Raw genomic sequence first — 10,856 nt, 5'->3', positions numbered from 1 at the left:
TGACCGAAGAACGTCAGGCCTTGGCCTCGTCGGCCGCAGGCGCGTCCGTGGTGGCCTCGGTGGTGGCCTCGGCGGCCTCGGTCGCCTCGGCGGCCTCGGACGCAGCGCCCATGGCCTCGGAGGCGGGGGTCTCGGCCGTGGCGTCGCCGCCGGTGGCCTCGACGGCAACCTTCTCGGCGTCGCCGGCGAGCAGCTCGCGCTCCCACTCGGCCAGCGGCTCCTCGGCGCCGACCTCAGCCGCACCCTCGGAGCCGGCCTTGGCGCCGGACCGGGCGATGAGGCCCTCGGCGACGGCGTCGGCGATCACGCGGGTGAGCAGGCCGACGGCGCGGATCGCGTCGTCGTTGCCGGGGATCGGGAAGTCGACCAGGTCGGGGTCGCAGTTGGAGTCGAGGATCCCGATGATCGGGATGTGCAGCTTGCGCGCCTCCTCGACGGCCAGGTGCTCCTTGTTCGTGTCGACGATCCACACCGCGGAGGGGGTGCGGGTCATCTCACGGATACCGCCGAGCGACTTGTTCAGCTTGTCGCGCTCGCGGCGCATCTGCAGCAGCTCCTTCTTGGTGCGGCTGCTGCCGGCGACGTCGTCGAAGTCGATCTCGTCGAGCTCCTTGAGCCGGTTGATCCGCTGGTGCACCGTCTGGAAGTTCGTGAGCATTCCGCCGAGCCAACGCTGGTTGACGTAGGGCATCCCGACGCGCGTCGCCTGCTCGGCGATGGCCTCCTGGGCCTGCTTCTTCGTGCCGACGAACATCACGGTGCCGCCCTTGGCGACGGTCTCCTTGATGAAGGCGTACGAGCGGTCGATGTAGGCCAGCGACTGCTGCAGGTCGATGATGTAGATGCCGTTGCGCTCGGTCATGATGAAGCGCTTCATCTTGGGGTTCCAGCGACGGGTCTGGTGCCCGAAGTGGACGCCGCTCTCGAGGAGCTGGCGCATCGTCACAACTGCCATGTTCGTGTTCTCCTGTGGTGGAGGCACCGCCGTTGTGTCCGCCCTTGGAACAGGGTGGACCGGGGTGCTGCTCCGGTCGTTTTCAGTTGCCACAACCGACGGGTGTCGGCTGTCCTGACGCCCACGCGCGATCCGACCCGGATCTCTCCGGGACTGAGGATCGTCGCCCACGGGTGGTCAGGCCCCGGGAAGCGAGCCTGTCGTGGTCAGCGAGCGTGCGAAGTCAATCCGCATGGATTGCTGTGCTGAGGATAGTCCCTGCGAGAGCGCGGCCGCCAATCGCGGTCCCCTCCCCCGCTCCGCCTGCACAGGTGTCCCCCGCGGCGCCCTGCTCCCCAGGAGTGGGCCTCGCTCCGTCGCAGGTCCGGGCAGCCGCCCACGCTGGTCGCCATGAGACTCCTGATCGCGTCCCTGACCCTCGTCGCTGCCGGGCTGCCCGCGCCGGCGCCCGCCGTGGTTCCCGCCGTGGCGCCCGCTGTGGTTCCCGCCTGGGGCGGGGCGGCCCACGCCGAACCCCACCACGTGCCCCGCGAGGAGCCCCGTACGTCCCCGGCGGGCACCTGGCCGCTGCGACCACGACCCGTGGTGGCCCAGCGGTTCGCGGCGCCCGACTCGCCGTGGGGCAGCGGACACCGTGGGGTCGACCTGAACGGGGTGGTGGGTCAGGCGGTGCGCGCCGCCCTGCCCGGCAGGGTCGGTTTCGTCGGCGCGATCGCCGGCCGAGGTGTGGTCGTGGTGCAGCACGGCGCCACCCGGACGACCTACGAGCCGGTCGAGGCCGAGGTGCGGGTGGGCGAACGGGTCGCCGCCGGCGCAGTGCTCGGCAAGCTCGCGCTCGGCGGATCGCACTGCTTCCCCGTCACGTGCCTGCACTGGGGGTGGCTGCGCGGCGCGACGTACCTCGATCCGCTGCTGCTGGTCGATGCCGGACCGGTCCGACTGCTGCCCCTGGCGGCCCGGGGGCGCTCGACGGCTTCGCAGGTCCCGCTGAGGCGGGCCACGAGGCCCGCGCTTCCCTACGACGCCTGGTGGCGTCAGGCGCGCGGATGCGCCTGCTGGTAGGCGCGGCGCAGCCGGTCCGTCGTCACGTGGGTGTAGCGCTGGGTGGTGGCCAGCGAGGCGTGCCCGAGGAGCTCCTGGACCGAGCGAAGGTCGGCCCCACCTTCGAGGAGGTGGGTGGCGGCGGTGTGCCGCAGCCCGTGCGGGCCGATGTCCGGGGCTCCCGGGACCTGGGCGATCCGGCGATGGACCAGGGTGCGCACCGCCCGCTGGTCGATCCTGCCCCCACGAGCACCGAGGAAGAGCGCTGCGCCCGACGCCGCCGTCTGCAGAGTGGGCCGCCCCTGCCGCAACCAGCGGTCGAGGGCCTGGCCGGCCGGCTGACCGAAGGGGGCCGCGCGCTCCTTGCGGCCCTTGCCGAGGACCCGGATCACCGAACGCTCCCGGTCGAGGTCGTCCAGGTCCAGCCCCACGAGTTCGCCCACCCGGACCCCGGTCGCGTAGAGCAGCTCGAGCATGGCGACGTCGCGCACCCCGAGCGGGCTGCCGTCGTCGGCCAGCGTCGCAGCGGCACGGATCAGGTCCGCGGCCTCGTCGGCGCGCAGCACCGACGGCAGCGCGCTGTGCGCCTTGGGCGAGCCCAGGCTCGCACCGGCGTCCGACGGCGTACGGCCGGTCCGGAGCAGCCAGCCGGTGAAGACGCGAGCCGCCGTCGCGCGGCGGGCCAGCGTGGTGCGGGAGCGGCCCATCGTCTGCTGCTTGGCCAGCCAGCTGCGCAGCGTGCGCAGATCCAGCTCGGCGACGTCGAGCTGTCCCAGACGCGCCGCGTGGTCCAGCAGCCCGAGCACGTCGGCGACGTAGGCGCGGACGGTGTGCGGGGTGAGGTCGCGCTCGGAGACGAGGTGACGCTCGTACTCACCGAGGACCCGGGCCATCGGCTCGGGGAGCTCCTCGACGACCTCGCTGGCTCCCACACGTCGAGTCTAGGACCCCCCGGCCGCCCACGGAGGTCACTCGTCCCGGGCGAGCCGCCACCCTCGCTCGGACTTGTCGACCAGGCCGCGGGCCGCCAGTTGGCTCAGGGCTGCGCGCACCTCGACCAGTCCGAGGCCCGCGGTACGGGCGATCGAGTCCGCGTGCGCCGGGCTCGCCACGGGGACGCCGTCGAGCACCTGCTGCTGACGCAACGAGAGCCGGTCGCGTGCGTGTTCGCGGCCCCGCGGCACCTCCACGAGGTGCTCGCCGGACGCACCCACCATCTCCAGCACCTCCTCACCCGAGGTGACCAGGGTGGCGACCCCGGCCCGGATCAGCTGGTGCACGCCCTCCGACGGTGCGCTCGTCACCGGCCCGGGTACACCCAGCACCGGGCGGTTGAGCCGCCCGGCCCAGTTGGCCGTGTTGAGGGCGCCGCTGCGGACGGCGGCCTCGACGACCACGGTGGCCCGGGACAGCGCCGCGATCAGCCGGTTGCGGGCCAGGAAGCGCAGACGGGTCGGTGAACAGCCGGGAGCCAGCTCGGAGATCACCGCGCACTCGGCACCGAGGTGGTCCAGCAGGCTCCGGTGGGCTGCGGGGTAGACCCGGTCCGCGCCGCACGCGAGCACCGCCACCGTGGCCCCCTCGCCGGCGAGCGCACCCCGGTGAGCCGCCTGGTCGATGCCGAAGGCGGCACCGGAGACCACCGCGCAGCCTGATCGGGCCAGGGTGGCCGAGAGCCGCGCGGCGACCTCGGCGCCGTACGTCGTGGCCGAGCGCGACCCGACCACCGAGACCGAGTCGGTCAGCTGTGCCAGGGGCAGCGGTCCACGCACCCACAGCCCGAGGGGCGGGCCGCCCCGACCCTGCACCGGAGGGGGCGCGGCGAGGTCGTCGAGCTGGGTCGGCCAGTCGTCGTCCCCCGGGATCACGTAGCGCAACCCCAGACGATCGGCACGCTCCAGGTCGCCCTCCGCGTCCATCCCCGCGAGCCGGGCGGCCACATCGGTCTGCAGTCCGCCCAGCTCCCGCTCGGCCAGGAGATGGTCGTGCACGACGATCGCCCCGAGTTCCGCGACCAGACCGGCGAGCCGAGGGTCGCCGGGCTCGGCGAGTCGGCTCAGGGCCACGCGGGCGCGTCGCTCCGCATCGCTCATCCGGCCCTCCGGGCCAAGGTGGCGAGGTCCAGCGGCTCCCCGGTGCGCAGGCGCAGGGCGACGTCGGCCTCGGCGAGTCCGGGGCGCTCGACCCCGCGCAGATCGGCCACCGTCCAGGCGAGCCGGTGCACCCGGACCGCTCCCCTGCTGGTGAGTCGGCCTGCGTACAGCTCATCGTCGACCGCACGCCTGGCGGCCGGCTCCAGGGGCCAGGCGTCCCCGAGCAGCGGGCCGGGCGCCTGACCGTTCAGCCGCCAGCTGCAACCGGCGTACCGCTCGGCCTGTCGCCGACGCGCAGCCTCCACCCGCGAGCGCACCGTCGCGGTGCTCTCCGGCTCCGCGAAACGATCGGTCGCGTCGTGGGGCGAGAGGGGGGCGACGTGACGGAGGATGTCGATACGGTCGCTGACGGGACCACTCACCCGCGCCCGGTAGACCCGGCGCTTGAGCTCGCTGCAGTCACAGGTGTTGTGCCGTGCCTGCGCGTGGTAGCCGCCGCACGGGCACGGGTTGCAGGCCAGCACGACCATCCCCCGGGCCGGGAAGGTGGCCGACTCGCCACCACGGGCCAGGTGCACCTCGCCGCTCTCGAGCGGTTGGCGCAGGCCGTCGATCACGTCGGTCCGGAAGAGCGGGAACTCGTCCAGGAAGAGCACCCCGCAGTGGGCCCGGCTGATCTCGCCCGGACGGACCCTTCCCGTCCCGCCGCCCAGGAGGCTCGCCTTGCTGGCGTCGTGGTGGGGCGCGAAGAACGGGGGACGGGTCAGTCTCCCGTCACCCGGCTCGAGGGCGCCGGCCAGCGAGTGGATCGCGGTCAGCTCCAGGGACTCGGTGGGGTCGAGGTCGGGCAGGAGCCCGGGAATCCGCTCGGCCAGGGTGGTCTTGCCGGCGCCCTTGGGGCCCGAGAGCATCAGGTGGTGCCCCCCGGCGGCGGCCACCTCCACGGCATAGCGCGCGTCGTCCATCCCCCGCAGGTCGGCGAGGTCGAGCTCGCCGAGGCGTTCCTCACCGCGCCAGGAGAGCAGCCGCGCTCCCGACATCGGGGCGACCGGGGCAGCCTCAGGGACCTCCACGCCTTGGAGCTCGGCGACCACCTGCGCCAGCGAGCGCATCCCGAACACGCTCATCCCCGGGACCATGGCCGCCTCGGACGCCTGGGGTTCGGGCACGACCACCCGCGTGATGCCCCGCGCCGCTGCGGCGAGGGTCATCGGAAGCACACCCGGAACCCCGCGCAGGCCGCCCGAGAGCGTCAGCTCGCCGACGAACACGGTGTCCTCGAGGGCTGCGGCCGGCAGCTGTCCGGACGCACCGAGCACGGCGACAGCGATGGCCAGGTCGAAGTGGGTCCCCCGCTTGGCCATGTCGGCCGGCGACAGCAGGATCGTGATCCGCCGGGTGGAGGGCCAGTCCAGATCGCTGTTGACCACCGCCATCCGGCAGCGATCCCTCGCTTCGTTCAACGAGACGTCGGGGCGCCCCACCAGCGTCGTGCCGACCACGCCGGGCGAGACGTCGGCCTGGACGTCGATGAGGTGGCCGGACGCCCCCTGCAGGGCAATCGTGCGCGTGGTGGCGAAGGCCATCAGGACAGCCCCCGCACGTGCTCGACGACCGAGGCGCCCCGGGTGGGGCGCAGCACCGCCACCAGGTCGATGCGTACGTCGCGGGGTCGCACCCCATGCTCCTCCAGCCACCGCGCGGCCAGGCGTCGCAGCCGGGTCAGCTTGAGCTGTCCGACGGCCTCATGGGGGCTCCCGCAGGCGAGGCTGCTGCGCGTCTTGACCTCGCAGATCACCAGGACGTCACCGTCGCGCAGGACCAGGTCGATCTCCCCTCCGGCGCAACGCCAGTTCCGGTCGAGCAGCACCATCCCCTGCTCGACCAGGTGTCGCAGCGCGACAGACTCGCCGTACGCCCCGAGCGCCTGCTTGCTGACAGCCGATCTCGATCCGCTCATGTGCACCTCCAGGCCCAAGGCTGTCTCCGAGCGGGCGGTCGTGCCGGGACCCGGACGGCGGCTGGGGAGGAGTCGGTCCGTCGACCCGGCTGTGCACGAGGACCGGCGCGAATCCCGGGTTCGTCCGTGAGCGCCGGGAGGGAGGGATACCCTCGTCTAGACATGGGGGAGGTCAGGATGTCCGTGCGTTCACGACGACGGCGCGATGCTCGGGGAGCCGTCGCGGTCGAAGCCGCCCTGGTGACCCCGATCCTGATGATCTTCGTCTTCGGCATCATCGAGATGTCGCTGCTGATGCGCGACCACGTCGCACTCTCCTCCGCCGTCCGCGTGGGCGGACGGACCGCGTCGGCCAACGCCGGCTCCGGCCCGGGCGGTGTCGACGAGAGCGGAGGCTGCACCTCGCCGTGCACCCCGGGCAATGCCCCCAAGCTCGCCCAGCTGGCCGCGAACGCCATCCAGCGCGCCGGCTCTGCCCTGCCGCCCGACACGATCAACGAGCTGTGGGTCTACAAGGCCAACAACCAGGGCTATCCCGGAGCCTCGGGGAACACCACCTGGGTCTGCTCCACCAACTGTGTGCGCTACACCTGGGTCAAGAGCACGGACTCGTTCCGTTACCTCAGCGGCACCTGGGGCTCGACGACCATCAATGCTTGTGCCAACAACAACCCGGACTCCGTGGGCATCTACATGAAGGCCACCCACTCGTTCATCTCGGGTCTCTTCGGCAGCGGAGTCTCGATCCAGGACCACTCGGTCTTCGCCTTCGAGCCGTTGCCCACCGTGACCTGCGGCGCCGGGCAGCACCCATGACGCGACACCTGCGACGGCGCGACGAAGCGGGCTACGCGGCGATCCTCGTGGCGCTGCTCTCCGCCACCGTCTTCCTCGGGGTCTCGGCGATCGGGGTGGACACGGCCCGCTGGTACGTCGAGGGCGAGCGCGTCCAGAAGGCCGCGGACGCTGCCGCCCTGGCCGGCGTCACCCACATGCCCGGCGACCTGGGCGCCGCGAAGGCGACCGCCCTGGCCCATGCCAGTGGGAACGGCTACTCCAATGACGCCACCACCACGGTGGCGGTCGCCCAGGGTCCGCGCAGCAGCCAGCTCCGGGTGACCATCAGCAGCACGATCCGCAACAGCTTCGGGGCGTCCTTCGGGGTGCCCACCGCCACGATCTCTCGCACCTCCGTCGCCGACTACACCGCGCCCGCACTGATGGGCAGCCCCTGCAACACCTTCGGCAACGAGCCCCCCAGCCAGCCCGGTGCCGCCCAGCCGGTCGGCAGCGCACTGCCGACGTCACCGTTCCCCAACTGCACCTCCACCCCCCAGTTCTGGGGGGTGATCGAGGGGCCGTCGACCAACAAGCGCGACGGTGACCGCTACATGACGACGCCTTGCTCCAGCGGTGTCTACGGCTGCTCCGGCGGCACGAACGACGAGACCCGACCGGAGGGCTACTTCTTCGCCGTGCACGTCGAGCCGGAGGCCGTGAACACGCCCATCGACGTCCAGATCTACGACCCGGCGTACATCTTCACCGGCGCGTCGGGCGGCACCTTCTGCACCCTGCTCCCGCTGCCGGGCCTGATCGCCAACAACCTGAACCCGTACACGACAACGGACGGCAAGGCCCGCTACGGCGCCGGCAACTCCATCTACTGCTCGGGCGACTACCTCGGCCCGACCAGCGGCGAGGTCCCCGACACCTCCTTCGTGCTCCGCCAGACCACCTCGACGGCCGACCCCATGAAGGGCGCCGTGATCCCGGGCTGCACCAAGCAGTTCCGGGGAGTGAACAAGCTGGTGCCGGCCGCCCAGCTGGTGCTCGAGCTGACCGGCACGGCGCCGACGTACAACCGCGAGCTGGCCCGGATCTTCCACCAGTGGGTCTCCCTGTGCACTTTCACTCCGACCGTGGCGGGTGACTACTTCCTGCAGGTCCGGACCAACGTCTCGCTGGGCGGCACCCCCAGCCCGAACACCAACGGGCACCCCCCGCTCGTCTACAGCGGCAACGCCGCGGCCGCGGCACCGAACGGGAACACCCTGAACGGCCGCGGCGTCAACTCCTTCTCGCTGCGGGCGGTGCCGGCGGTCGCGGCGCTGCGCAACAAGGTCTCCGTGGCCGGCTTCGAGCGGATGCCGATGTTCCAGAACACCTCCGGCAGCACGGCCCGCTTCAACCTGATCCGTGCCCTGCCCTCGACCGCAGGCCAGTTCATCGCGTTCGACTTCTACGACGTCGCCGACGGCTCGACCCTGCCCGGCAGCGTGACGGTCTTCCCGCCGGCCGACGCGACCGGCTCGATCACCGGCGGCGGGGGCGGGATCCCGGGCTGCCGAGCTGCGCTGGACAACGCGCCGTACACCCCCGTCTCGGGGTGCTCGGTGAGCGTGCAGAACTCCACCCACAACGGCCAACTGCAGCACATGATCATCCCGATCCCGGCCGACTACAACTGCAACCCGACCACCCTCGGCGGATGTTGGTTCGAGGTTCGGGTGACCTTCGCGGGCATCGTCACCGACATCACCGTCTGGGACGCCACCATCGGCGGCGACCCGGTCCGGTTGATCGAGTAGCGCTCCGTCGGGCCTCGGCCACTCAGTCGTTCGGACCGCTGACCAGCTCGGGGCTGTTGCAGTTCGGCTGCTGGTGTCCGAAGACGTCGATGCCGGCCAGGTCCATCCCGAGGGTGTTGCGCACCGCGGTGGTGATCCCCGCGTCCAGGTCCGGCAGCAGCCGCGTCATGACGTAGCCGCTGACCGCCCCCCGGAAGAGCGACTTGGTGTCCGCGGTCAGCAGGTACGGCGTACCCGTGAGCGTCACCGTCGCGACCGGGTCGCCGACCACCGGGCTGGGCGACCCGCCGGACAGCAGACTGCCGCGCGGTGACGAGGTGACCGCCCGGTCGTACGGCGGCATGTCGATGCGGGCCCGGCCTGCCACCGGCGGACGCTCGGCGGTCATCGTCACCGGCACCTTGACCGTGATCGAGATGGGGAGGCCGGCCGGGCCACTCACCGAGGTCACGAAGCTGACGACGGTCTCGAGGTTGGGCGTGACGAGCCCCGAGGCCGTCAGCAGCTCGACCGACTGTGGTTCGCAGCTGATCATGGCCAGCGTCGCGCTCCCCGGGGCCACGTCGAGGGCGAGCTTCACGTCGGCGCGGATGTTGCTCAGCGTGTACGACGACACCGTGAACTGCGGCGTCGCCACCCCGGTCAGGTAGACCCCGACCTGGGAGGTCCGGGCCCTCGTCCCCACCGCGCCACAGCCGATCCGCGGGGCCTCCACCACCTTCGCGGTGGCCGAGGTGGTCACGAAGCCCGGGATCGAGGTCGCCAGGGTGGGGACCGTGGCACCGTTCGTGCCGGTGGCGGCGAAGGCAGCGGCGGTGACCAGGTCGAGCACGTTGAGCCGGGCGTCGAGCGCCGACCCGCTCCCCTGGCCGACGGACAGGATCCGGTCGATGTCGAACCTGAGGTTGCCCGGGACGTGCTGCCCGATCGTCTGGTTGAGCAGGTGTGCCTGCGCGGTCGCGCCCTCGCGGGTCAGCGCATTGGCCAGGGCCAGGTAGAAGTCCTTGACCCGGATCTGACGGATGTTGACGATGTCGTCGGGACGAATCGCCGACAGTTCGGCGGCAAGGTCCGCCAGGGACACTTGCGCGGACCCCAGGCCCTGGTAGCTGACCGCGTCGACGGAGCCGCCGAGCACCGAGTTCAGCGCGGTCACCAGCGAGCTCTCCCCGGCGTTCAGCCGGGCCGCGTAGGAGCCCACCGAGAAGCACGCGGAGGAGGCTGCCGTCGCCACTGCGGCACGATCCGCGGCCCCGACTCCGGCCCTGAACGCGAAGTTCACGGCCGTCCGCGTCCGCACGCGGACCGCCGTCGGAACCTGGGTCGGCGACGAGAGCGGGGTGAAGGCACCGCGGGCGTCGATCGTGCCGAGCACCGGGGTGACCTGAGGCACGCCGGTGCCGATGGTGCCGGCGTTGCGGTCCCGGCTGATCTCGGCCAACACCTGGAGGCTGCCGATCTCTCCCGCTGTGCGTCCGTCGAGCTGACGGGCCAGGTCCAACGAGACCACGTCGGCGAGGGCCTGCATGTCGCGCCGGGCAACCCGCTGCATCCCGAGGTCGACGGCGAGGGCCCCGATCATCATCAGCACCACCGCCATCGCGGCGATGAACACCAGGACGGCCCCCCGCTCGTCGCGGTCGCGTGGCGTGCGGCGGCTCATCCGTTGGCCTGGGCGACCGAGGTGAAGGAGAGGTAGCGCGGCAACGCAGCCCCCAGGCCCGGGACGGTCGGGATCAGCGGGTTCTGTCGGTAGGAGTAGTCGAGCCGGACCGTCGTACAGCTCCGACGCGCGTCGCCGGGACAGGCCGCGGCCACGGCGATCACGCAGGCGCCCACCTTCTGACCGCCACGCAGCAGGTCAGCGCCCGAGCAGGTGACCCCGTAGCTGCCGAGCGCCTGGTTGATGGCGTCGCGGGCCCGCTGGGTCTTGTCGGCCGAGGAGACGATCGGAGGCGCGAGCGCGGCCTGACGGGCACCCTCGGCAGCGCCCTGACTGATCGACTGACGGAAGCTCAGCATGTAGCCGTAGCTGATGATCCCGAAGAGAAGCACGAGCAGCAGCGGCACGACGAGGGCGAACTCGACGGCCGCCGCCCCGTGTGACTGCTTTCGAGCCGAGGCGCGCAACGCCCCCATGAGACCCTCCACCCCACCCCGGACGATCCCCACGATCGTCGCCGCAAATGCTACGCGTCGTCCGGCGGCCGGGAGGG

Annotated in this window: 10 protein-coding genes; 3 read left to right on the top strand and 7 right to left on the bottom strand. The window is 72.0% G+C overall.

The genetic code is table 11. The features are described from left to right. Positions 1-13 precede the first annotated feature (13 nt). Positions 14-955 (bottom strand): 30S ribosomal protein S2, encoded by a 942-nt coding sequence (gene rpsB, locus ABZE72_RS05795; RefSeq protein ID WP_372728074.1) that lies wholly within the window; start codon positions 953-955, stop codon positions 14-16. A gap of 390 nt (positions 956-1,345) precedes the next feature. Here rpsB and ABZE72_RS05790 point away from each other — a divergent pair, with 390 nt between their 5' ends. Continuing rightward, positions 1,346-2,017 carry a M23 family metallopeptidase gene (locus ABZE72_RS05790; protein WP_372728073.1) on the top strand — a complete coding sequence of 224 codons (672 nt, stop codon included), beginning with the start codon at positions 1,346-1,348 and terminating at the stop codon, positions 2,015-2,017. Here ABZE72_RS05790 and ABZE72_RS05785 read toward each other — a convergent pair. The 4 genes from ABZE72_RS05785 to ABZE72_RS05770 all read right to left on the bottom strand — a co-directional run bounded on the left by ABZE72_RS05785 (position 1,990) and on the right by ABZE72_RS05770 (position 6,049). Beyond that, positions 1,990-2,889, bottom strand: a complete 900-nt coding sequence (locus tag ABZE72_RS05785) for a tyrosine recombinase XerC (RefSeq protein WP_372728075.1) — start codon at positions 2,887-2,889, stop codon at positions 1,990-1,992. The genes ABZE72_RS05790 and ABZE72_RS05785 overlap by 28 nt on opposite strands. Positions 2,890-2,964: 75 nt before the next feature. Beyond that, on the bottom strand, positions 2,965-4,089 hold the full coding sequence (gene dprA / locus ABZE72_RS05780) for a DNA-processing protein DprA (RefSeq protein WP_372728072.1): 1,125 nt from the start codon (positions 4,087-4,089) through the stop codon (positions 2,965-2,967). After that, complete coding sequence (locus tag ABZE72_RS05775) at positions 4,086-5,675, bottom strand: YifB family Mg chelatase-like AAA ATPase (RefSeq protein ID WP_372728071.1); 1,590 nt, start codon at positions 5,673-5,675, stop codon at positions 4,086-4,088. The genes dprA and ABZE72_RS05775 overlap by 4 nt, the downstream gene beginning before the upstream one ends. Continuing rightward, positions 5,675-6,049 (bottom strand): YraN family protein, encoded by a 375-nt coding sequence (locus ABZE72_RS05770; protein WP_372728070.1) that lies wholly within the window; start codon positions 6,047-6,049, stop codon positions 5,675-5,677. The genes ABZE72_RS05775 and ABZE72_RS05770 overlap by 1 nt, the downstream gene beginning before the upstream one ends. A gap of 162 nt (positions 6,050-6,211) precedes the next feature. Here ABZE72_RS05770 and ABZE72_RS05765 point away from each other — a divergent pair, with 162 nt between their 5' ends. Further along, a complete protein-coding gene (locus tag ABZE72_RS05765) occupies positions 6,212-6,865 on the top strand; it encodes a TadE/TadG family type IV pilus assembly protein (protein WP_372728069.1) in 654 nt (217 codons plus the stop codon). After that, positions 6,862-8,640 (top strand): pilus assembly protein TadG-related protein, encoded by a 1,779-nt coding sequence (locus tag ABZE72_RS05760; protein WP_372728068.1) that lies wholly within the window; start codon positions 6,862-6,864, stop codon positions 8,638-8,640. Before ABZE72_RS05765 ends, ABZE72_RS05760 begins: the two co-directional genes overlap by 4 nt. A gap of 22 nt (positions 8,641-8,662) precedes the next feature. On the opposite strand, the gene ABZE72_RS05755 is transcribed toward ABZE72_RS05760, so the two are convergent. Together ABZE72_RS05755 and ABZE72_RS05750 are read right to left on the bottom strand one after the other, a co-directional pair. Continuing rightward, positions 8,663-10,303 carry a pilus assembly protein TadG-related protein gene (locus ABZE72_RS05755; RefSeq protein WP_372728067.1) on the bottom strand — a complete coding sequence of 547 codons (1,641 nt, stop codon included), beginning with the start codon at positions 10,301-10,303 and terminating at the stop codon, positions 8,663-8,665. Beyond that, positions 10,300-10,779 carry a TadE/TadG family type IV pilus assembly protein gene (locus tag ABZE72_RS05750; protein ID WP_372728066.1) on the bottom strand — a complete coding sequence of 160 codons (480 nt, stop codon included), beginning with the start codon at positions 10,777-10,779 and terminating at the stop codon, positions 10,300-10,302. The genes ABZE72_RS05755 and ABZE72_RS05750 overlap by 4 nt, the downstream gene beginning before the upstream one ends. Positions 10,780-10,856: the final 77 nt, after the last annotated feature.

The organism is Nocardioides sp. (assembly GCF_041600255.1).
Classification (GTDB): Bacteria; Actinomycetota; Actinomycetes; order Propionibacteriales; family Nocardioidaceae; genus Nocardioides.
This window is presented reverse-complemented; position numbering and strand designations above follow the sequence as displayed.